Consider the following 21,891-nt stretch of genomic DNA (forward strand, 5'->3'; position numbering starts at 1 on the left):
TTTTGAGGTCAATAATTATTAAGGTGCCTTAAATGAGAATATTGGTAACAGGCTCTGCGGGTAGAGTCGGGCGTGCAATCTATATTAAATTAATGCGAACACATGACGTAGTCGGTATTGATAAAACACCTTGTTCAACAGCCGATTACATTGGTGATATCCGTGATAGTGCTCTGGTTGATAAGGCTCTTGAAAATATTGATGTCATCGTTCATACAGCGGCTCTTCATGCTCCTCATGTTGGTTTAGTACCTGATTCAGAGTTTCAATCTATCAACGTAGATGCGACTGAGAAATTGGCTTTGGCTGGCGTAAAAGCCGGTGTTAAACACTTTATTTTTACCAGTACAACGGCGTTGTACGGTTATTCTTCGACACCTAAAGGTATTGCAGGTTGGATTAATGAGGAAATTACCCCGCAACCCAAGTCGATTTATCATAGAAGTAAAATTGCGGCTGAAACTAAGTTAGAAGAAATTTCAAACCTGTTTCAGCTTCCAGTGACTGTGCTGCAAATGTCGAGATGCTTTCCTGAGCCTGCGGACTTAATGGCAGTTTTTCGCCTGACTCGTGGTATTGATGCTCGCGACGTAGCAAGTGCTCATTTGTGTGCTGTGGAAAAACGTTTAAGCGGTTTTAATCGTTTTATAATCTCAGGTGTAACACCTTTTCATCTTTCAGATTGTGAAGCTCTATATAATGAAGCTGAAGCAGTCATTAAGCGTAAGTGCCCGGAAATCGCCCTAGCATTTAAACAAAGAGATTGGCAGTTACCTAAAGGCTTAGATCGCGTATATGATTCATCGTCCGCACGTGAGAAATTAGGTTGGTCACCTATACATGGTTTTGAAAGTGTTTTGGATATGCTAGATACTGAAACAGCAGAAGTATTACCAATTTTGAAACACAGTTAACAAATAAGATTAGGCGCTGCGTAGTCGGTGTTGAATACCGAGTGTTGAACAAGTCCGAGCCTCTATTTATATCAGTAAATAGTACGATCTACACTAACAAGGTGTCTACCTTAGCGTTATTCAAGGCAAGCGCAGTCTTAGTTTTTTATTGTTCTAGGTGAGATCGACATTAACTCTGATGTTGGCGAGTGATTTGATTATCCTTAAGATTCAAATCATAATATGATTCGAATAGTTAATTTTATCGAATCATGGGATACGCTGATGTGGATCTGGCAACAACAGCACTGGCCAACGTTTACTTGGGATAAAACGGTTATCGAACCTCGCTTGCGTGACATTCGGCTCAAGCAGGGGATCTTGCTGGGAAAAATGACCAGTCAATCGCAAGATGTCACTGAAACTATGCTAGACACCTTATTGGCAAATATCGTTCATTCGAGTGCTATCGAGGGCGAAAAACTCAATGCGTTTTCAGTGCGTTCCTCTTTGGCTAACAAGCTTGGCATTAGTGAAGAGCACCCGTTTCCTACTACTGAGCAGACCGATGGCTTAGCTGAAATCATGCTTGATGCGGTCGAAAACCTTGGGACTCCACTGACACTCGAGCGTATTCTTCATTGGCATGAGCGGTTATTTCCTGCCGGTTACACCCTGTTTAAACCAGTGATTGGTGGCCAGTTACGCGGCGACGCACCAATGCAAGTAGTATCTGGTCGAATTGATCGCCCAGTGGTGCATTTTGAAGCCCCACAACGGGCAATACTTGATGACGAGCTAGCGCAATTTATCGAGTGGTTTAATGCTTCCAAACAAGAGGCTTCCTTCGACCCGTTACTGCGTGCTGCGATCACCCATTTATGGTTTGTGACGTTGCACCCGTTAGATGATGGTAATGGACGGATCACCCGCTTGCTGACGGACTTAGCCCTCGCGCAAGCTGAACAACAATCGGTGCGTTTTTATGCCATGTCAGTAGGGATTTTGGCTAATCGTAAAAGCTATTACGAAACCTTAGAGCAAACCCAAAAAGGCGGGATGGATATTACGCCTTGGCTTGAATGGTTTTTTAATACGCTGGAAGAAACTTTTTCCGATGCGCTTAAGGAAATAGATCAAACTGTCTATAAAACCAACTTTTGGCGTCACGTCGATCAAACTAAGCTGTCGGCAGAGCAAGTAAAAGTGCTCAATCGCATGTTGGATGGTGACTTTGAAGATGGCATTAATACTGATCGGTACCATAAAGTAGCGAAGGTAAGTAAGCCGACGGCAACGCGCCATTTGGCGGCGTTGGTGGAGTTGAAATGCCTCGTTAAATCGGACTCAGGCGGCCGGAGTACACGCTATTATTTGCCAAAAGATTAGTGCTGAAGACCACTAAATATTGCCATTGCTTATCCTAAAAATTCGTCCTGAATTTTTCCCTCGTGTGGTGCGTATCTTCAGTGTTCGCTATTTTGTTCCTCCCTACGCCATAGAAAATGGGCCGGAAAACTCAACAAGGTGTGTAAGTACGATGGAATCACTTGGCGATCACACAACTGTTTCTTAATTGTGCAATATCGACATTCCCTTTTTAGTTTGTCTGGTCGGTATGTTCCGCTTAAAAGTCAGTGCTTTCCTTTAGTCTTGTGAATGCGGACCAATAACTCTTTGTCTTGCCAAAGAGTCATCAGAAAGGCGCTTTGGGAACTATGGTGTAGTCCGGTCGCTTTTAGGCGTTCCCGACGCAGAAAAGCTAAAAATTCGTCCTGAATTTTTCCTCGTATAGTGCATATCTTCAGTGTTCGGTATTTCGTTCCTCCCCCTACGCTATAGAAAATGGGCCGGAAAACTCAACAAGGGGGAGGTTAGGAGGGGGTTGTACGACTTGGTGTGAAAGTGCAACAGTATTGCTTGGTGAACACACAACTGTTTCTTAATAGTGTAATGTCGAAATCCCCTTTCTAGTTTATCTAGTCTGTATGTTCCGCTTAAAAATCAGTGCCTTTCTTTAGTCTTGTGAATGCGGACCAATAACTCTTTGTCTTGCCAAAGAGTCATCAGAAAGGCGCTTTGGAATTGAGGGTGTGGTCCGGTCGCTTTTTGGCGTTCCCGACGCCGAAAAGCTAAAAAATCGTCCATGAATTTTTCCCTCGTGTTGTGCGTACTTTCGGTGTTTGGTATTTCGTTCCTCCCCCTACGCTATAGAACATGGGCCTGAAAACTCAACAAGGGGGAGGTTAGAAGGGGGTTGTACGACTTGGTGTGTAAGTACGATGGGAGCGCTTGGTGAACACACAACTGTTTCTTAATTATGCAATATCGACATTCCCTTTTTAGTTTGTCTGGTCGGTATGTTCCGCTTAAAAGTCAGTGCTTTTCTTTAGTCTTGTGAATGCGGACCAATAACTCTTTGTCTTGCCAAAGAGTCATCAGAAAGGTGCTTTGGGAACGATGGTGTAGTCCGGTCGCTTTTAGGCGTTCCCGACGCCGAAAACCTAAAAATTCGTCCATGAATTTTTCCCTCGTGTGGTGCATATCTTCAGTGTTCGGTATTTTGTTCCTCCCCCTACGCCATAGAAATGGACCGGAAAACTCAACAAGGGGGAGGTTAGGAGGGGGTTGTACGATTTGGTGTGTAAGTACGATGGGAGCGCTTGGTGAACACAAAGCTAATGTGATTGGGCATTTTGACCATCGGGAGAGGGAATCCATGTCATTTGTTATGTTGCGTTGGTCTAAACTTCACTTTAACAAAGGAGTGCACCATGCAAGAGTTAGACGAAATTGTTGCCACATTGGAAGATTATGCGAAAGCGTACTGTGCCAAAGATATAGATGCATTGATGTTAGTGTTTGATTCTATGGGTGATATTTCTGTTATTGGCACGGGTGAAGATGAATTGTGTTCGGGTGCTAAGTCTGTTGAGGCACTATTTCTTAGAAACTTCGCCGAAGCAACAGCAACTAAGTTTGAATGGGGGTGGTCGGATATTATAGTTTCTGATGGTTGCGCCGTTGTTTCACAGTGCTTAACCATTCACTTGAACACTAAAAATGGAGCTATTAGCGTGCCTATTCGATGGAGTGTAGTTCTAAAAAAAAGAGAACGTTGGGTTTGGGTACATAGACATGCGTCTATTGCATCAGGCTCTCAAGCAAAAGGACAGGCTTACCCAAGTATCTCAGAATAACGCGCCTAACAAATCATCTAGATGAACCCATTTCTCATTGGAGTAAACCAGAGCAGAATAAAGTAAATGAAAATGGTGAAACTGAAGTCCAATACAAAATTTTCAGTGATAGTTGTGCGCATACTTTTTTCACAGATGCTCTGGGTGTTATCACCTCTTATGAGTATGAAAGTACATTTTTAGGTACTTGCAAACCTATTGGTTAACACAACATACATTCATTTAGTAAGACTGATTCATCATGCTGGCATCTTGGTTTGAATCTAGTTCAACGTCTATCGCATTCAATTTGAGTTGTGTGGCAACAAGGTTCAGTCTTTAATTAGGCACTATTCTCTATAATGACTAATGGAACTGTTTGGAGATTGATATGGGTATTACAGAAGCTGATTGGAAAGTGTTTTGTGAAATTAAAAATTCAGCGATTCATAAGTACTGTACCGAGCAGTTAAACGAAGTCATCAATAATATTACAGATGAATCGGTAGTTGCAGGGGAAAGGTTCCACTTTATGTGCCAATATTCAAAACGAGCAGAGAAGCAGATGAGAGCCATCTTTGATGGGCATTCAAGAAGCTATGCATTTATACAATTACTGTTAATGTGTGAAGAAGACTTAGTTGATGCGGAGTCAATTTTGCGTCTTTCGGACGAACTGCAAAAAGATATAACAATTCACTTGAGTAGACGAGCATGATAACGTTTAGCGTTATCGAATAAGATATGATTAGATTTGTAGATAAGTGAGTTTAGAAGGAAACGAAACCATATGAATTACGAAGAATTTAATCAATTTTGTGGTTCATTTGTTGGAACCAGCCACGTTGTTCAATGGGGCAATTCTGATGTATGGAAAGTCGGTGGAAAAGTCTTCGCTATTGGTGGTTGGAGTCATGATTCTAAAGCGGCATTCACGTTTAAAACGTCAGAGTTAAACTTTGAATTTCTCAGTGATTGTGATGGTTATCAGCCAGCGCCTTATTTTGCTAGTCGTGGTATGAAGTGGATTCAACAAATAGAAACCTCTGGAGCGCTTGATGAGGACTTAAAATACTATTTATCCGAGTCTTATCGTCTTGTTGCCTGTGGCCTGAGTAAACGTAAACAAAAAGAGCTGGGTATTAGTTTCGCCAATGAAACTTTGTAATATCGCGTAATGACGAAGTTAGTGAGTTATCCGTCATTTAACTCGCGGCTATATTTAAAGTTGAATGGTTTAAAATTGAATGTTTGAACTTGAATCGTTTTACTTGAATGTATGTTTGATTATTAATGCCACCAATAATGGACCTGCTATTATTGGTGGCATTTTAGTTTCTCAGAAAAGTATCTACTTAACGTGAAAAAGTTTATTTTACGTGAAAAATCTGCTCTGTTTTCAGAGAGGTCATTGCACGAATTTGACGCCAAACGTAATAAAAAATACCCAGCATCATTAACATGCTTGGTATCGCAATGATTGGGTAACTATACAATGTTAGCTTGCCTAACTCTTCGTTAAAGGCTGCGGTTCCCGCTGGGCTCGTTACAATCCAAGTGGCTAGGAAATAGTTCATCGCTGATGAAAAGGCAAAGGTACTCGCGAATAGATAATTCGATGACATCAGGCAGCGTTCGAATGCGTCTGAACGGCCATTTGCTTGTAATCGCTCTGTGATTAGAGAGAGGTTCAATACAGTATCGTTTAAGACCATCTTCTGCATAAATGGGTAACGAGTGAATGTTGACCCCAATACAGCAATACCAATAAGGCCTGGAATCAGAGCTTCTTTTAGCGCTAGCCAGCGTGTATCGAGTTCGAGTAAGCCAATCCCACCCGTTAGTAAAATACTCACAAAGCCCAGAGCAGAGATAAAGTTAAACTTCTTGTTGCGGACAAGATCCATACCACCATAAATAATGGGGAATAACAAAGCGACGATAAGCGCCATAGCCGTCCCTAGGTGTTCTTCGCCACTAAACTTCATCAATATGAATGAGGGGATAAAAACGTTAAAGAGAATTTCGAATAGGGGATTCGGCTTTTTTGCGGTGGTGTTACTCATAATTTCCTACTGACTTAATGTTGTCGGCTGTTACTTAATTATGAGGGGAAGTGTTCATTGGTTAGCGTCAGATGTAAAGCGTTAAAGCACCGAGTTATGTAACGACTTATGAAATCGGTAGATTTTGGAGGGGTGAATCGCAAAAATTAGTAGCATCAGCGATGCTAATATTGAAGATTTGCTGTTAGAGGCCAATAAACAATCTCGTCTCTAAAGCTGCTCAATCCTTAAAATATTTCTATCTTTAAAGCATTGTTCTTTAGCTCGTTCTTCTTTAACTAAGGCGCTATCTGTCGCAGTTATGATAGCTATCATAACTGAACATTCGTGCTTAGATATAAAGGTCCACTTTATTCATTTTATTGGCAATTTTCTCCCCAGATAAGGTTTTAACCACAATACCATCTTGGTTCTTTAGTTGTATTTGGTTATTGCTGGTTAGTGATGCCTGCAAATTCATTCCGGATTGTTTAATCGTGTCATTAATGAATTTGGTCGCCTCTTTAAGATCCTGCTGAACGTGGGGCTGATAAATCGTGGAAGTAATGTGCATACAATTCACCTTGTAAACTGAAATACAAAAGAGAGTGTAATGGTTAAATTATCAGCATAAGGTGAATCTGTCTTTGAAGTCGCGCAACTATTGCTCTTCTTGCGATAATTATATGTTGACGATTATCAGGAGTTGAGGATGTTGGTGAAAAAAGCCTGGCTCTTGAATAAAAGATCAGGCTAATTGCAGTGGAAATGATTATCTGGTTTGTTATAAAGCGCGTTCTGTGAAAATGTGCTGAGAACGCACTAATTCAAAGTTGTACTGGTTATACCTTGAAAGCGGCAACGAGTTTATCGAGGCGCTGGCATTGCTCAGAAAGGCTTAAGCAAGCGTTATCTGCGCTACTAACCATTTCTACCATCTGGTGGCTGTTGTCTGCGATACGTTGAATGTTCACGTTTACTTCGTTGCTTACGTTTGATTGTTCGTTAGCGGCGGTTGCGATTTGGGTATTCATGTCATTAATGCTTTCGATTGAGCCTCTAATTTTGTCCAGTGAGTCAGATGCATCTCCAGCGGTCGCAATCATTTGACCACTGCTTTGCTGACTTGATTCCATCACACTGACCGCTTGCTGCGCGCCATTTTGTAAACGCTCTATCATGGTTTGTATTTCACCTGTGCTCTCTTGTGTGCGACTGGCTAACGAACGAACTTCTTCGGCAACAACCGCAAAGCCTCGTCCTTGTTCACCCGCACGAGCGGCTTCGATAGCGGCGTTCAATGCCAAAAGATTAGTTTGATCGGCGATGCCGCGAATCACATCGAGAATCGAGACAATGTTAGCGACGTCTAGATCGAGAGTATCAATAACATCACTGGCGTTGCGAATATCCGCAGAAAGGGATTCGATAGATTCGACCGTTGATGCAAGGATTGTATTGGTTTGGTCAGCTTCACGATTGGCGCTGTGGCTAGCATTGGCTGCGACATTGGCGTTATCTCTAACGGTTTCGCTGGTTGCCAGCATTTCGTGCACTGCTGTTGCAACCAGTTCACTTTCTTGCTGTTGGTTGCCACTAAATTCAGCAAGGCTTTGTGTTAGGGATTTGATGTTTTCCATATCCGCTCGGACGGCGTTGGACGAAATAATAACGTCTTCGACAGTTTGATGAATTTTAGAAATAAACAGATTAAATGAATCGGCAAGGTGACCAATTTCATCTTTACTCTCTACTGTGATGCGCTGTGAGAGATCCCCCTCACCTTGGGCGATATCATCCATCGCCGCTTCGATATTTTTGATGGGTGTCACCACGTAACGGCGATTGGCCCAATAAGCAGCAATACCAACGAGCAACGCGATAACCACACCAACCTCAACAACGAAGCCTGAAAGAGCAATGGAAGCATCCATTTGAGAACGTAAACTCAACTGTTGTTTTTCAAGTTCATCACGGACATTACCGAGTTTTTCTCGAATACTTTCAAAGCCATTACTTAGTGTTAATGAGTTAAGGGTAAAAAAGCGATACGTGTCCTTTGGCGCGGCAAAAAGGGGTTGATAAACAACAAGCCAAGCTTCGGTTTCACGAATTAATTCAACGTAATTCTGGTAGGTTTCTTGACTTAGTAACCCTGTATCATAAAGAGCTTGAGCTGATTTCATGCGAGGTACCGCTTTTTTCGCGTTGTCATGAAACTCTTCAGTGTGATAAGCAATCTCATCTTCACTGGTAACTTGAGGAAGGCTGTTGGCAGCGAGCATGACTTGGTATAAATCTCGGTAGGCATCATCGAGTTTTTCAATCGTAGGTTGGACTTGGTCATTAAGCTGAGCGTTTAGTTCAGTTTGCTGCTTCGATTGTAAAACAGAAAAAACCGTCGAGCAGGTAAAAGTGACGATCATTCCGATGAGAGGGATGGCGACTTTCATCGCGATAGGGAGGTTTTTCATATTAAATCCTTTTATTATCTCTTATTCCCGTTCTACTTGAGGTTTCAGCAGTGTTGGCTAGGCTGATTTACCCATAAGCGGGTATTTCAATGTTTAAACTTGCTAATCTCTGATTTCACAAACATTGATTTCACAAAACTTTGATTTCGCTAAGCATTGACTTCGCTAATTATCGACTTTACAGGTCTTCTATCGCTTCTAAGAAAATTAGATCTTCTTAGGCCAATTAAAGTTTCTCGATTAATTAGAGCTTTTAGTTTGATGGAACTCGCTCATATTTTGCCAGCCTACAGTGCTAACTTCTTACGGGTTATATACAGCTATTTGTTTATTATTTATAAGTTTGCCTTAGCGAAAGGGTGAATAAATGAGATAAGTTTAAAGATGGGAGTAAACTCTAAATTTGTAACAAAAATGTTTCAGTGTTTTATTTTTAACTACAACTTTTGGACTATTAATTTCGTTAATTGCGGGAATAGTTTAGTGAAATTAAACCGAATGCTGAGCAGTTAAAAAGAGTGTATTTGCATGGTTGTGTGCGCACAATTGGGTTTATTTACCCCAATCATCTAGAGAATCTACGCTTCCTAGAAATTGATTCGCTTTTCATCCACAGATACTCCGAGTTTCTTAGTTAAACGCCTAGAAATAGGGGATTTGACTAAATGGTGTTCGGTTGAACGTTTGCGTCAAAATATGTGATGAATATCTCAGAAATGACGTTATACTCCCCGCCCGGTTAAGAGCAATCGCTCAACCAATACAAGCCGTCACATGGACAGGTGAATGACCCCACGGACCGGACCAGCTACCTAATCAATGCTTGTAGAGGTCATCTTTAATGAATGTACTGTTTGGTTTATTCGGAATCGTAGTACTGATAGCGTGTGCTGTTTTGTTGTCTGAGAGCCGCAAATCGATCAACTGGAAGACAGTTTCCCGTGCTTTGCTATTGCAAGTCGGTTTTGCTGCATTAGTGCTTTATTTTCCTATGGGACAAGCCGCACTAACAAGTTTAAGTAGTGGTGTTGCCGGTCTACTCAGTTTTGCTGATCAAGGGATCAGTTTCCTCTTTGGTGATCTTGCCAATACGGGTTTCATCTTCGCTGTTCGTGTTCTTCCTATTATTATCTTCTTTAGTGCACTTATTTCGGCGCTTTACTATCTTGGCGTGATGCAAAAAGTCATCGCTGTTATTGGTGGTGGTATTCAAAAGTTTTTGGGTACAAGTAAAGCCGAATCCCTCGTTGCAACTGGTAACATCTTCCTTTCTCAAGGTGAATCTCCTCTTCTTGTCCGCCCTTTTTTGTCTCGAATGACCCGCTCTGAACTATTTGTTGTGATGGTTGCCGGTATGGCGTCGGTAGCAGGTAGTGTATTAGGTGGTTATGCTGGTTTAGGCGTCGATTTAAAATACTTGATTGCTGCAAGCTTCATGGCTGCGCCAGGTGCTTTGATGATGGCAAAAATTATTGTTCCTGAACGTGGCACACCCGTTGACCAAACTGATATTGAAATGGACAAAGCCCAAGACAGCAATGTGATTGATGCATTGGCGAGTGGTGCGATGAACGGTATGAAAGTTGCCGTAGCCGTTGGTACTATGCTGATTGCTTTCGTTTCTGTTATCGCAATGGTCAATACTGGTCTTGAAAATATGGGTGAGTTGGTAGGCCTATCTGGTATTACTCTACAAGGTATTTTTGGTTACCTGTTTGCACCTTTAGCCTGGGTGATCGGCGTACCGAGCCATGAAGTCTTTATGGCAGGTTCTTACATTGGCCAAAAAATTGTAATGAATGAGTTTGTTGCGTTTATCGACTTTGTTGAACATAAAGCGCTACTGACTGAGCATAGCCAGATTATCATTACATTCGCGTTGTGTGGTTTTGCTAACATTGGTTCTATTGCGATTCAGTTGGGTTCTATCGGTGTTATTGCACCTGACCGCCGTTCAGAAGTTGCTAACTTAGGTTTGAAAGCCGTTGCTGCTGGTACTCTGGCAAACTTAATGAGTGCGTGTTTAGCGGGTATCTTTACCTTGCTGTAATCGCGACCGATAGGAATTTGAGCCCGAGCTATCATGCTTGGGCTTTTTTATATCGATGAAAAATCCTAAATGGGAGATTCTAATAGTTTGTCGCTTATCGCGATGCACCTTAAGCATTATATTGCTTATCTGGTCGATCATTAAGTAAATCATCAAATCCATCATCAAACCAAATATCAAATCAATCAACAGGTCAATATCACTGGTTGGATCTATTCATTATTACGTTGACCATCAATAATGCTGGAGAATTCTTGAGAAAAACTGATTTATAGCAAAAGCGCGTAAAAATTTGGGCGTAGTATGACTGGCATAATTACATCAAGGCGTTATAGCACGAGGGTTAACTATGAATGATTTGGTTCAACGTTTTTTACAATACGTGACTTTTGATACCCAATCGGATTCAGCGAATGACCATTGCCCAAGCTCGGCAGGTCAAATGACATTTGCACAAGCATTAGAACAAGAACTGCTCACTTTAGGTTTGAGTGATGTATCGTTAGATAGCAACGGCTATGTGATGGCGCGTTTACCCTCTAATGTTGATTATGCCGTACCTACCATTGGGTTTATCGCTCATATGGATACCGCACCAGATGCATCAGGTCACAATGTCGTTCCTCAAATTGTTGAGAATTACCAAGGTGGAGATATCGCGTTAGGGTTAGGGGATGAAGTGTTGTCTCCAATTCAATATCCAGATCTTCATCATCTGCATGGTCAGCGCATTATTACCACAGATGGTACGACATTACTTGGCGCTGATAATAAGGCGGGGATTGCTGAAATCATCACAGCGATTGCACACCTTATTCAAAATCCGTCTATTCCTCACGGTGAGATCTGTATTGGCTTTACTCCAGACGAAGAAATTGGCCGCGGAGCGAATTTATTTGATGTGGAAAAATTTGGGGCACAATGGGCATACACTGTCGATGGTGGTCCAGTAGGCGAATTAGAATACGAAAACTTTCATGCAGCGACAGCAAAAGTTGTCTGTCACGGCGTTAGTGTTCACCCTGGAACGGCAAAAGGTAAATTGGTTAATGCAATGAACATTGCGGCGCGCTTTCAGCAACTTATGCCAGAGGATGAAACTCCTGAGTGCACTGAGGGGTATGAGGGCTTTTATCATTTAAGCGCCGCTTCAATGTCAGTTGCTAAGAGTGAGTTGGTCTATATTTTACGTGATTTCGAATCTGAGGGGCTTGTTGCTCGAAAAGACTTCATGCAATCTCAAGTTGCCCAACTTAATGCAAGCTTGCAACAGGGCCGAGTAGAACTATCGATTACTGATAGCTACCAAAACATGAAAGAGATGGTCGAACCGCATCCTCATATTATTGAGTTTGCGAAACAAGCGATGATTGATTGTGATGTGGAACCACTGATTAAACCAATTCGCGGTGGCACCGATGGTGCGCGTCTTTCGTTTATGGGATTGCCTTGTCCAAATATTTTCACAGGTGGCTACAACTTCCACGGCATCCATGAGTTTATCACCGTAGAGGGAATGGAGCAGACGGTTAAAGTTCTTGTTGCACTATCACAAAAAATTGCTTTGGCACATGTTCCTGTAACACATAAATAAGCTTAATTCTCGAATCCTCAACAGGCTTAAACCCATATATATTTGAGCCGAAAATAGATTCAATCATGAGCTAAAAAGTAGGGAAGTGATAGGGTGTTTTGATTCAATATCAATCGCCTAGTCACTTTCCTTTTTTTACTTATTACCACCCAGTATTATCACAATCAAAAAACATCTTAGTTGCATAATGGAGGCAAGATGCAACAAACGCCTCATTTGGTTAAATAAGAGGCAGTTGGGCAGCAGGGGCCGATCTGAATGTGACTTTGTTGGCGATTCGCGTGTGACAAGACTAGACGTTAGGTACTAGGTATGGGAAATTGAATGCCACCGAATGGTGGGTCACATATCCCGCCACCACATCAGTTTACGTGTACAGGAGTACGAGGTGGAGAAAGCACAAATTGTCATCGATTTTCTTCTAACTCACAAAATGGTGTTTACCTGTTTGATTGTGTTTATCATCGCGATCATCAGACGCCTGACCTTGTCTAAAATTCGAGGCGACGTCAATTTTGTATCGGAAGATCAACGTAAATGGATGTCGCGCACCAAAAATGGCACTTTTGCGTTAACGATCGTACTTCTTTTCGTTTTGTGGCAGTCAGAAATCAATGAATTTGCTCTGTCAGTTACGGCAATTGCGGTTGCAATTGTGGTGGCTTCAAAAGAGATCATTCTGTGTTTTACAGGTTCAATTCAAAGAGCGAGTTCTCGTTCTTTTCGTATCGGCGATTGGATAGAAGTTGGCAAGTTATGCGGTGAAGTTATCGAGCATAATATGATGGCAACGACAATCCAGGAAATCGATCTCCATCATGGTCAATACCATTACACCGGCAAGACGGCGACATTGCCTAATAGTATGTTTTTTACCTACCCAGTGAAGAATTTAAACTTCATGAAGCGCTATGTGTACCATGACTTTTCTATTGTAGTGCGAGATTTTGTTAACCTATTCCCTTTAGTGCCAGAGATGATCACTAAAATTGAAGATCATTGTCATTATTTTAGTGAAGTTGCGCGTCGTTATAATGCGATGATAGAGAAACATGCTGGTGTCGATTTACCGGGCGCAGAACCACATATTCACATTACGAGTACGTCAACGGGCGAACAAGTGGTCCACTTTATGATTTTTTGTCCAACTGACAAAGCGACCCATTTGGAGCAACATATTCGCCAAGATTTTATGCAGTTATATGGCGAGCATTTTCCTGCAAATTCAGCGGACTAGGTGCTAAATTTAGCTAGGGTGTCAAACATCTAAATTGTTCGTGTCGATAGGTTATTTGAATGGAACTTTATCATTATCTACGTTAACGTGCGCGCCATTGCTTATAGTTCTATTTTTGTGATTATGGTCACGTTGTTGTGGTTTTCGACATAAGCAAGGTATGTGGTGCAATTGAACGAACAATCCTGCCTAATGAGCAGTGCGATCAAGGATTTCAGTGCGCAATTTTTTATTTAATCCGTAGTGTTCGTTTAATTTAAAACTGCTGAATGAAAAACATCTCCCTCTATTCTACTTTGACGAAAATCTCAGAAAATCCCTATATCAACGGGCTATGTAATGTTTTCGTCATGTTATTACCGATCACGCTTTTGTCTGCTTTTAGTATGTTAGCAGGTAGTAGTATTGGTGAGTTCGGTCACCATGCATTAGCCAATAAAATTTTCCAAGTAAGTAATTTGGTTTGGAAGTTATTCCCGATCTTGTTGGTTGTTTATTTTTCACTCTTTCTCGCCAGTTACCATCGTGTATCTCGAGCGAACGTGATCACACCATCTTTGTTGATTTATGTGGTTTTATGTACCGAATGGGACTTGATGCATACAGGTAGTGTGGTTCCATCAAACTACCCATTAGCGATAGTCATCCCGTTTATAGTTTGTCTCACCATTTCTTGTTTAGAGCGCAGGAAGTTGCTGATTGATTCCACCTTACCTAATGTTGCCGATCAATCACTAAACTTGGTCGGAGCGACCATTTTTATCGTAGTGCTTTACGTCACAGCAGGTATTGCGCTAAAAAGTGGCTTAGATTCTATCTCGGGAGTATGGGACGTTTTGCCGAGCTTCCAACCAGATTCCTTAGTTGATGCACTGATTTATGAAACAGTACGAAACCTACTTTGGTCGATGGGGATTAACGGACATATCATACTGGCTTCTTTTAAAGGCGGGTTACACCAATACACGCTAGATAGCTTTGCTGCGTATCATGAATTTGGTACGGCCCTACCGATTTTGACCAGTAATTTTTACGATATGTACGGAGGCATTGGAGGGGCAGGCAATACGCTAAGTCTTGTGCTTTGTATGCTGCTGTTTACCAAAAACAAGGGTTATCGAAAACTGGCTGCTGCAACGCTGGTATTAAGTTGTTTTAACATCAATGAGCCGATTGTCTTTGGCTTGCCGATCATTTTTAATCCGGTATTAATCATTCCGTTTGTACTCGCGCCATTGGCCGGGTTGTTGATAGGCTATTTTGCTACGAGCATCGGTTTTGTTTCGCCAGCTAGCGAAATCATCAGTTGGATGACGCCTCCTTTTATCAGTGGTTATTTGGCAACGGGTAAAGATATCGCAGCGTCCGTTGTACAGCTGGTTATTGTCATTGTGGGAATGATGATCTATCTCCCCTTCTTTAGACAGATGAACAAAGTAACCGGCAGTAATAAGATTTTTTCGAAAGGGTTATCGGATAACTTTTTCAATTATCAAGATATGGGCTCGACACGCTCAGTGATTGGGCTGTTTCCACAAATGAGCGGCAATTTAACGGCTCAGAGACAGATAGCGGATTTACAAAAAAATGGTGAGTTCATTTTATACTATCAGCCTCAAATCAATATTAAGTCGAACAGTGCTCAGGGTGTAGAAGCATTAATTCGATACCGCAGCGACGATGGAAAAATAACGCCACCGATATTTCTTGAGCATTTTTCTAAGCTTGGTATGACATCAGAGCTTGATCTATGGGTCATTCGGCGAGCACTTGAGGAGACGGGGCCATTGGCGAGCGATCCTCATTTTAAAGTGTCGATAAATATCTCACCGGTAACGTTTTTGGTTCCTGAGTTTGCTTCAACCGTTCAACGGTATATTGAGGAGAGCCAGCTTCGCTATGAGCAAGTAGAGCTCGAAATTACTGAAGACCTCTTGATTCATGATGAGAAGAGTACTTGGCAAGTTTTCCAACAGTTACGTAAGTTGGGAATTCAGATTGCGCTGGATGACTTTGGTTCAGGTTATTCCTCTATTGGTTATTTAAGCCGATTTGAGTTTGATAAAGTTAAAATTGATCGTTCTCTTGTGTTGAACATTCATAATAAAAATGGTCGTGAAATGTTCCGACTAACCAGCCAGTTAGTGAAAACAACTGGGGCTGAAATTGTGGTGGAAGGGGTTGAGTCATTAGATGAAGTTGAGTTTATGGATGAGCAAAACATTCAATTGATTCAGGGTTTTTTCTTCCATAAACCGATGCCATTTGAAGAATTGGTACAAAAACGTTTATTCGATGTTGATTTGGATATGGTTTCCAGCAACAGCGTTGGAAAAAGCAATATTGATGACCGCATTATTCAAGGTCATCCTTGATGCCATGGTGATAAGTTCACTATTGAAATGAAATAATATTGCAAAGGCCCACTAAATTGAAGTGGGCCTTTTTAATTGCGCGAAATTGGTGTTTCAGTCACTTGCCGTTATTCAGTACTTAACAAAAGTGCTTAGAGTCAATTTATTAGATTATTAGAAATAACTCATTAGAAATGAATAATTAACACCGAACGAAAAGCTAGTTAAAAATCTTACCTAGAAGTGCTTGAAATTGATCAATTTCAGAGCGGATTACGCGGTAACAAACTTTAGGCGGGTTAGATTCGGCACTAATAAATCCGGCCAGCTTTAAAATCCGTAAATGTTCAGATACGGTTGATTGTGCAAGACCGAGTTCACTGACTAAGTCACAATTTAAACAACCTCCTTGGCGATCTAACTGACATAGCATCGTTAAGATACGGACGCGGGCAGGGTGAGAAAGTGCTTTGGCTTTTTGAGCAAAGAGTGCTTCTTGCGCTATTTCTTCTTGAGTGGCTTGTAAATTTTGGGATTCGGGTGTGGAGCATGAACTCATACAGCTACCAATAGTCTAATCGTAAAATTACGATGATTATAGGCAAGTGAATGAGACCACGCAAGGTTATGTGAATCGAAAGTGATATACCCTCAATGTCACTGAGCACACTAGCTCTGGAATTTATCGTATCGAATGAAATGTTCAATCTGTCGAGGTACCAGAGAGCTGTATATCAGGCTTGTATGGGTGCTGTGTAACTCGATGTGGTCAGTCATTCCATCAATTTTCGTCTCTTCAACTGTGACGGTGCCATCTGAGAGTGAACGATCATTGCGAATTAATAGAGAACGCGCCCCAAGAGGCAGTGTCCCGGCTATGCTTCCCAATTTTTGTGGAAACTCCCAACTATCATCATGTAAATTCAAACCGTAAGCTGGGGAGTTGCCTAAAATTGCGCCCATTCCAATGTCTTGGATGCGTTTTACAATTGAAGCTCCTTTAATTGGTGATCCTAATGCAATGACGTGACTGACAGATTTGGTGCTTGGCTGTCGAGAAGCGAGATATTGTTTAATGATTAACCCACCTAAACTGTGTCCAACTAATACATTAACGGTCGAGGGCTTTAATGCTCGATCTATATTCGAAAATACTTTTCGTTCGTCAATTGAAACACTGTTGTAGGTCAACACCTTGGTGCTAAAGCCACATTGCTTAAGCTTATAACTGAGAGGCTGCATCACGACGCCGTGCATATAAAGGCCGTGAAGAATAATAACGTTCATACTAACTTCCTTAACGTTTATGCCCAAGCCTCTCATAATGACGATGAACTCTTTGTTTTCCTATTGTTAATTCTAAAATTTGTTAAGGCGTAGAAAAATTTAAAACTGGAACTGGACTCCAACTAAAGCGTAGTCCAGTTCCTGTCATAGTTCTCGTTCAAGGCATAGTGGTAGGCCACTAGAGTTGATTAATGCGCGGTCTTTTGTCTATTAGCTGCTAACGACTAATAAACGTTTTTAACTAGTAACTGCTATTTACCAATAATGCTATCTGCAAATAAGTACTAGGTGTCTGTAATGACAATGACGGTTAACTCCCTTGGACCATGTGCACCATAAGCAAGTGTTTGTTGGATATCTGCGGTTTTTGATGGGCCGGAGATCAATAACGCATTCGTCGGTAAGCCTTCCGCCCAACCTTGATGCTGGATTACTTGTGGGAAGTGACAGTGTAGCGTTGATTGTTTAATCACGGCGATGTGACGGGGTGGAACCAACGAAAGTGAGCGTGGTTCATTTTGATCTGGTGCGAGCACTAACGCACCAGTATCAGCGACACCAGCGATACAATGAGTGATACTAACGTCGATATTATTGAACAATTCCTGCTTCCAAGCTTCAATCTCTTGGTCAAAGTATCGGATAGAGTATGGAGTACTGGCTTCGATAAACGTGTTCAAAAACTCGCCCTTGGTGCCGAGCGCAACGGTTGCTATGTTCATTTCTTGCAATTGCTGAGTCAGCACTCGTGTCAGGTTTTTGATCGGTGAGCAAAGCACTATGGCGTGATTATTCGATAAACATTGAATGAAACGTTCGAGTTTATCTTGCTCTGAAACAGGCGCTTGGCTTCCCCATGGACGATAATCTAAAGCTGTCTCTATAGGGGGGGATACTGGCGCGGATCTCAATCTCGCTAATATGTTTTGTTTAGTCCTGTTCATAGCTTGTTCCTGTTTTTTCCCGCTTTCATCAAATCGTGCAGAGTTTTTGGTGCTGGCTTTGGTGTGGTTCGACATTGTGTCCATGCGCCAATTTGATTTGGCAGCCAATTACGCATACTTGTTGCGACTAAAGTGGCGGAGTGATAAACCGATGGGTGAGTTGCCGCATAGACGAAGCTTTTCATCGCGGTTGCTTCGACTTTGCTATAGGCCGCCATTTGTCCGTCCAGTGCTTGTGCTCCCGGGTGTGCCGGTTTTTTCGATTCATGGCGTAGTCGTTGAATTAACTCAGGAATAGGAATACGTACCGGGCATACCTCACTGCATGCGCCACAAAGGGTTGAAGCAGTGATGAGTTGTTTTGTGGCGGCGAGGCCCATCATATGTGGAGAGATAATTTTGCCAATGGGTCCGGGATAGACGGTCCCATAAGCATGCCCGCCAATTTTGGTGTAAACAGGGCAATGGTTCATGCATGCGCCACAGCGAATACATTGTAAAGTTTTTCGCATTTCCTCATCTTGATACGCTTGGGTCCTCCCGTTATCGAGTAGTACTAAGTGAACTTCATGGGGGCCATCTTTTTCACCCTCTTGGCGAGGGTGACTGATCATATTGAAGTAGGTTGTAATGGATTGGCCTGTTGCTGAGCGAGTCAGGGCACTATAGAGGGGGGGCACGTCAGCTAAGTACTCAACCACTTTCTCAATGCCGGTAATTGCGATGTGCACTTTGGGAATGGTGGTACACATTCGACCATTCCCCTCATTTTCGACTAAACATAAGGTGCCAGTCTCTGCGACAGCGAAGTTAACGCCAGATAATCCAATGGTGGTATCACGAAACTTCTCTCTTAAGCGTGAACGTCCGGTTTGAATCAGTGAATCAACATCAACCGTTGGGGTAAAATCTGATAAATTTTGCTCAAAGGTATCACTCACTTCTTGTTTGTTTTTATGGATGGCAGGCATGATGATGTGAGAGGGCTTATCACCATCGAGTTGGACAATATATTCACCCATATCACTTTCTAAACATTCGATTCCTAGTTCAGCCATTTCATGGTTCATTTCGATCTCTTCGCTGACCATGGATTTCCCTTTTACGATTAAATCTGCTTTATGGCGCTGCGCGATTTTGGCGATGATCATGTTAGCTTGGTCAGCATTTTCAGCCCAATGAACTTGAATGCCATTGTTGGTGCATTTTTCTTCAAGTTGCTCTAATAATTGAGGTAATTTACTCAAGCATCGTTGGCGGATGGCTTGAGCTATGTCTCTGATTTCATGTTCTTCTTCGTGATCGCTAAATGCGGCCTGGCGTTTGTCGCGTAAATAATCCATTGCTCCGCGGAAATTAGCACGAAGTTGTTTATCGGCGAGCGCTTGTTTGGCTTGTTGATGAAATCGTTGCGGTACTTGGCTCATGATTGTACTCCTTTAGTTCGTTCAAGGAGAAAACTCGCAAGGTGTCGACCTTTTATTGGACGTTCTTGATACTCAAATGCACCATTAATATTCAACATACAACCCCAATCTGCGCTCACGAGGGTATCCGCTTGTGTTGCTGCAATATAACGTGTTTTGTCTTCGACCATGGCTTGAGAAATATTGGGGTGTTTAACCGAAAATGTGCCACCAAAGCCACAACATTCACTTTCATAATCTTGTTGGCGTAGTTCGACATTATCGAGTTGATTAAGCAGTTGAGTGGCGGTGACGTGCACGTTCATTTCTCGACGAGCAGCGCAGGAAGTATGCATCACGACGGATGTTGGTTCGCCTCTGTCTTTAAGTTCTGCGCGGCAAACATTGACTAAAAACTCGGTTAATTCAAAAACACGGTCACAAAACTTGGTCACTTGCGGCAGTCTTTCACTGTCTTGAAATAAACGCTGATAGTGGTGGTGCATCATGCCGCCGCATGATCCTGATAGTACGATAACGGGATAGTCTTCAGTAAACAGTGCCATTTGATTCAAGGCGATATCTTTAGCTTCAGCATTGTAACCTGACGTGTAAGCAGGCTGTCCGCAACAGGTTTGCTTTTCAATATAGATAACGTCAATCCCTTGTTGTTCGAGCAATGTGATAGCGTCAAGCCCAGCATTAGGCTCAAAGAGATCAATCAGGCAAGTGGCGTAGAAATAGACCTTATCAGGCTTGGTTGGATAGATTCGCATACAGTGCTCCACATAACAGACAGTGCTGAATATCTTATAAGTATAAGTGTTGTTAATTATTTGTGAGTATTGCGCTTTTATCTATCTCAATATACGGACATAATGAAAATGATTGATTCCTAAATTGATGTAATGCGATGCGAGCAGATGATCTTATCCTGTTTTCTCAAGTGTTTGAGTTGGGGAGTTTCAGCAAGGTAGCTGAAAAAAATAACATTACAAATTCGGTAGTTAGCAAAAGAATTGCGCGTCTGGAGCAAGACGCGGGTGTGCAGCTTTTGTACCGTACGACACGGAAGTTAGCATTGACGGAGGCAGGGAGAGCATTGTTGCAAGGTGCAAAAAATGTGAGACAAGCCACTCAAGAGGCGCGAGATACGGTGTCCGGATTTGGTAACAAATTGAGTGGGCACATAAAAATGTCTGTACCGACAATCTCAGGTGATCTATTGCTGGCTGAAGCGATTGCCGAATTTTGTTGCTTGCATCCAGGCTTAACCGTGGACATGTCGCTGGAAAATCGTTTTGTTGATTTGGTGGAAGAGGGGTATGACTTAGTTATCAGAACAGGATACCTTGAAGATTCGAGTTTGATTGCTCGTCATATGCTCGACTCACAATGGGTAGTTTGTGCTTCTCCTCAGTATGTGCAGCGAGAGGGAATGCCTGAATATCCCAAGGCGTTGACTACGCACAATTGTTTGCAGTATGCCTATCAAACAACAGGAGCGAGCGATTGGGAATTTAAGGGAACAACGAAAAATAGCATTGTGAGAGTATCGGGGTCTTTTTCAACGGATAATGCCGCAGCATTGCGAAAAGCAGCGCTCGCTGGCTATGGCATTGCTTATGTACCTCGATGTTTGGTTTACCATGACTTGAAAGATGGTCTGTTGCTTGATCTTTTCCCCGATCGAGTAGGTAAAAAACTGGGTGTTTATGCGGTTTATCCTTTTACTCGTCAACCGCCGAAAAAAGTAAAAATGCTGATTGAGCACATTAAACAACGCTATCAAGAAATGGCGCACTATTTCGCATGACGACGTTGTATGGCTATGGGTTGCTAGTCATTTGTATTTAATCATTGGCAACAACCAACAACTAACAACCAACAAACCATTGGTGATGGAGTTGAGAGTGAAAGTCTAATTGAGTAAGGGGTGATGACTTATAGCCAGACGATGGCATCTTAGTTGTGCAAAATAGTGATGAGCTTTTTGTAGATGTTCAAATTCTAACATCCACTGCGCACTGCGTTGTGAGGAGCAAAATATCGCAAGCTGTTGCAGTAACTCTTCAGTGTGTTGTTGTAATACGCTATCAAGGGCTATAACAAGTTGAGACTGTTCCAGTGAAATGAATTGAATTTGGGCATAAGTTTGGTTCAAAACATCAAACGCTTTACTAAACTGTCCCATTTGGTTGAGTAGTTTTGACTGTGTAATCGCGGCATCGCGCAATCCTGTAATCAAACAGGAGAATTCATAAGGTTTTGTTTGTGGCTTATCTAATGCTCTTTGTACATGTTCTGGCATAGAGTCCAGCACCTGTTCAAATAAGTAATGAGCTTCTGGCCAATGTCCTTGTTTCAATAATTGTTCAGCTTTGACGTAATGTGCCCAGCACTGTTGTAATTCCATTCTCAATGACTC

At 42.1% G+C, this 21,891-nt stretch carries 19 protein-coding genes; 10 read left to right on the plus strand and 9 right to left on the minus strand.

What is annotated here, in order from left to right:
- Positions 1 to 32: 32 nt before the first annotated feature.
- The 5 genes from DZ860_RS01480 (at position 33) to DZ860_RS01500 (ending at position 5,240) form a co-directional block, all read left to right on the plus strand.
- Positions 33 to 914 carry an NAD-dependent epimerase/dehydratase family protein gene (locus DZ860_RS01480; RefSeq protein WP_120029136.1) on the plus strand — a complete coding sequence of 294 codons (882 nt, stop codon included), beginning with the start codon at positions 33 to 35 and terminating at the stop codon, positions 912 to 914.
- Between the two features lie 264 nt (positions 915 to 1,178).
- Entirely contained in the window at positions 1,179 to 2,282 is a 1,104-nt protein-coding gene (locus tag DZ860_RS01485) for a Fic family protein (RefSeq protein ID WP_120029137.1), read from the plus strand.
- Between the two features lie 1,385 nt (positions 2,283 to 3,667).
- Entirely contained in the window at positions 3,668 to 4,093 is a 426-nt protein-coding gene (locus DZ860_RS01490) for a nuclear transport factor 2 family protein (RefSeq protein ID WP_120029138.1), read from the plus strand.
- Between the two features lie 370 nt (positions 4,094 to 4,463).
- Positions 4,464 to 4,790, plus strand: a complete 327-nt coding sequence (locus tag DZ860_RS01495; RefSeq protein WP_120029139.1) for a hypothetical protein — start codon at positions 4,464 to 4,466, stop codon at positions 4,788 to 4,790.
- 72 nt (positions 4,791 to 4,862) lie between these two features.
- Positions 4,863 to 5,240, plus strand: a complete 378-nt coding sequence (locus tag DZ860_RS01500; RefSeq protein WP_120029140.1) for an MmcQ/YjbR family DNA-binding protein — start codon at positions 4,863 to 4,865, stop codon at positions 5,238 to 5,240.
- 202 nt (positions 5,241 to 5,442) lie between these two features.
- Here the strand turns inward: DZ860_RS01500 and DZ860_RS01505 are convergent, their stop codons facing one another.
- From DZ860_RS01505 to DZ860_RS01515, 3 genes are all read right to left on the minus strand, one after another.
- The gene (locus tag DZ860_RS01505) at positions 5,443 to 6,138 is read right to left on the minus strand and encodes a VC0807 family protein (RefSeq protein WP_120029141.1); all 696 of its coding nucleotides are present in this window, start codon (positions 6,136 to 6,138) and stop codon (positions 5,443 to 5,445) included.
- A gap of 331 nt (positions 6,139 to 6,469) precedes the next feature.
- A complete protein-coding gene (locus DZ860_RS01510) occupies positions 6,470 to 6,691 on the minus strand; it encodes a hypothetical protein (RefSeq protein ID WP_120029142.1) in 222 nt (73 codons plus the stop codon).
- 268 nt (positions 6,692 to 6,959) lie between these two features.
- Positions 6,960 to 8,591, minus strand: a complete 1,632-nt coding sequence (locus DZ860_RS01515) for a methyl-accepting chemotaxis protein (protein ID WP_120029143.1) — start codon at positions 8,589 to 8,591, stop codon at positions 6,960 to 6,962.
- Positions 8,592 to 9,432: 841 nt separating this feature from the next.
- Between DZ860_RS01515 and DZ860_RS01520 the strand changes: the two genes are divergently transcribed.
- From DZ860_RS01520 to DZ860_RS01535, 4 genes are all read left to right on the plus strand, one after another.
- A complete protein-coding gene (locus tag DZ860_RS01520) occupies positions 9,433 to 10,641 on the plus strand; it encodes a NupC/NupG family nucleoside CNT transporter (protein WP_120029144.1) in 1,209 nt (402 codons plus the stop codon).
- A gap of 349 nt (positions 10,642 to 10,990) precedes the next feature.
- Positions 10,991 to 12,235 carry a peptidase T gene (pepT, locus tag DZ860_RS01525; RefSeq protein ID WP_120029145.1) on the plus strand — a complete coding sequence of 415 codons (1,245 nt, stop codon included), beginning with the start codon at positions 10,991 to 10,993 and terminating at the stop codon, positions 12,233 to 12,235.
- A gap of 388 nt (positions 12,236 to 12,623) precedes the next feature.
- The gene (locus tag DZ860_RS01530) at positions 12,624 to 13,472 is read left to right on the plus strand and encodes a mechanosensitive ion channel family protein (RefSeq protein ID WP_120029146.1); all 849 of its coding nucleotides are present in this window, start codon (positions 12,624 to 12,626) and stop codon (positions 13,470 to 13,472) included.
- A gap of 269 nt (positions 13,473 to 13,741) precedes the next feature.
- Positions 13,742 to 15,847 (plus strand): EAL domain-containing protein, encoded by a 2,106-nt coding sequence (locus DZ860_RS01535; protein WP_120029147.1) that lies wholly within the window; start codon positions 13,742 to 13,744, stop codon positions 15,845 to 15,847.
- A gap of 199 nt (positions 15,848 to 16,046) precedes the next feature.
- Here DZ860_RS01535 and DZ860_RS01540 read toward each other — a convergent pair whose 3' ends face one another.
- The 5 genes from DZ860_RS01540 to DZ860_RS01560 all read right to left on the minus strand — a co-directional run bounded on the left by DZ860_RS01540 (position 16,047) and on the right by DZ860_RS01560 (position 20,239).
- Positions 16,047 to 16,385, minus strand: coding sequence for an ArsR/SmtB family transcription factor (locus DZ860_RS01540; protein ID WP_120029148.1), 339 nt, complete (start codon positions 16,383 to 16,385; stop codon positions 16,047 to 16,049).
- A gap of 110 nt (positions 16,386 to 16,495) precedes the next feature.
- Positions 16,496 to 17,113 carry a PGAP1-like alpha/beta domain-containing protein gene (locus DZ860_RS01545; RefSeq protein WP_120029149.1) on the minus strand — a complete coding sequence of 206 codons (618 nt, stop codon included), beginning with the start codon at positions 17,111 to 17,113 and terminating at the stop codon, positions 16,496 to 16,498.
- Between the two features lie 284 nt (positions 17,114 to 17,397).
- Positions 17,398 to 18,057 carry a LutC/YkgG family protein gene (locus tag DZ860_RS01550; RefSeq protein WP_120029150.1) on the minus strand — a complete coding sequence of 220 codons (660 nt, stop codon included), beginning with the start codon at positions 18,055 to 18,057 and terminating at the stop codon, positions 17,398 to 17,400.
- Positions 18,054 to 19,484, minus strand: a complete 1,431-nt coding sequence (locus tag DZ860_RS01555; RefSeq protein WP_120029151.1) for a LutB/LldF family L-lactate oxidation iron-sulfur protein — start codon at positions 19,482 to 19,484, stop codon at positions 18,054 to 18,056. The genes DZ860_RS01550 and DZ860_RS01555 overlap by 4 nt, the downstream gene beginning before the upstream one ends.
- Positions 19,481 to 20,239 (minus strand): (Fe-S)-binding protein, encoded by a 759-nt coding sequence (locus tag DZ860_RS01560; RefSeq protein WP_120029152.1) that lies wholly within the window; start codon positions 20,237 to 20,239, stop codon positions 19,481 to 19,483. Before DZ860_RS01560 ends, DZ860_RS01555 begins: the two co-directional genes overlap by 4 nt.
- Before the next feature lie 137 nt (positions 20,240 to 20,376).
- Between DZ860_RS01560 and DZ860_RS01565 the strand changes: the two genes are divergently transcribed.
- Complete coding sequence (locus DZ860_RS01565; protein ID WP_120029153.1) at positions 20,377 to 21,279, plus strand: LysR family transcriptional regulator; 903 nt, start codon at positions 20,377 to 20,379, stop codon at positions 21,277 to 21,279.
- 105 nt (positions 21,280 to 21,384) lie between these two features.
- Here DZ860_RS01565 and DZ860_RS01570 read toward each other — a convergent pair whose 3' ends face one another.
- Positions 21,385 to 21,879 carry a hypothetical protein gene (locus DZ860_RS01570; RefSeq protein ID WP_120029154.1) on the minus strand — a complete coding sequence of 165 codons (495 nt, stop codon included), beginning with the start codon at positions 21,877 to 21,879 and terminating at the stop codon, positions 21,385 to 21,387.
- Positions 21,880 to 21,891: the final 12 nt, after the last annotated feature.

The organism is Vibrio sinensis (assembly GCF_003605645.1).
GTDB lineage: Bacteria > Pseudomonadota > Gammaproteobacteria > Enterobacterales > Vibrionaceae > Vibrio > Vibrio sinensis.

Excerpts from the sequence above, each read along its gene's own strand:
- DZ860_RS01550 (WP_120029150.1), bottom strand. The coding sequence starts at position 18,057 with ATGAACAGGACTAAACAAAACATATTAGCGAGATTGAGATCCGCGCCA.
- DZ860_RS01565 (WP_120029153.1), top strand. The coding sequence starts at position 20,377 with ATGCGAGCAGATGATCTTATCCTGTTTTCTCAAGTGTTTGAGTTGGGG.
- DZ860_RS01535 (WP_120029147.1), top strand. The coding sequence starts at position 13,742 with ATGAAAAACATCTCCCTCTATTCTACTTTGACGAAAATCTCAGAAAAT.
- pepT (WP_120029145.1), top strand. The coding sequence starts at position 10,991 with ATGAATGATTTGGTTCAACGTTTTTTACAATACGTGACTTTTGATACC.
- DZ860_RS01505 (WP_120029141.1), bottom strand. The coding sequence starts at position 6,138 with ATGAGTAACACCACCGCAAAAAAGCCGAATCCCCTATTCGAAATTCTC.
- DZ860_RS01520 (WP_120029144.1), top strand. The coding sequence starts at position 9,433 with ATGAATGTACTGTTTGGTTTATTCGGAATCGTAGTACTGATAGCGTGT.
- DZ860_RS01560 (WP_120029152.1), bottom strand. The coding sequence starts at position 20,239 with ATGCGAATCTATCCAACCAAGCCTGATAAGGTCTATTTCTACGCCACT.
- DZ860_RS01490 (WP_120029138.1), top strand. The coding sequence starts at position 3,668 with ATGCAAGAGTTAGACGAAATTGTTGCCACATTGGAAGATTATGCGAAA.
- DZ860_RS01510 (WP_120029142.1), bottom strand. The coding sequence starts at position 6,691 with ATGCACATTACTTCCACGATTTATCAGCCCCACGTTCAGCAGGATCTT.
- DZ860_RS01480 (WP_120029136.1), top strand. The coding sequence starts at position 33 with ATGAGAATATTGGTAACAGGCTCTGCGGGTAGAGTCGGGCGTGCAATC.
- DZ860_RS01515 (WP_120029143.1), bottom strand. The coding sequence starts at position 8,591 with ATGAAAAACCTCCCTATCGCGATGAAAGTCGCCATCCCTCTCATCGGA.
- DZ860_RS01495 (WP_120029139.1), top strand. The coding sequence starts at position 4,464 with ATGGGTATTACAGAAGCTGATTGGAAAGTGTTTTGTGAAATTAAAAAT.
- DZ860_RS01540 (WP_120029148.1), bottom strand. The coding sequence starts at position 16,385 with ATGAGTTCATGCTCCACACCCGAATCCCAAAATTTACAAGCCACTCAA.
- DZ860_RS01555 (WP_120029151.1), bottom strand. The coding sequence starts at position 19,484 with ATGAGCCAAGTACCGCAACGATTTCATCAACAAGCCAAACAAGCGCTC.
- DZ860_RS01485 (WP_120029137.1), top strand. The coding sequence starts at position 1,179 with ATGTGGATCTGGCAACAACAGCACTGGCCAACGTTTACTTGGGATAAA.
- DZ860_RS01500 (WP_120029140.1), top strand. The coding sequence starts at position 4,863 with ATGAATTACGAAGAATTTAATCAATTTTGTGGTTCATTTGTTGGAACC.
- DZ860_RS01545 (WP_120029149.1), bottom strand. The coding sequence starts at position 17,113 with ATGAACGTTATTATTCTTCACGGCCTTTATATGCACGGCGTCGTGATG.
- DZ860_RS01570 (WP_120029154.1), bottom strand. The coding sequence starts at position 21,879 with ATGGAATTACAACAGTGCTGGGCACATTACGTCAAAGCTGAACAATTA.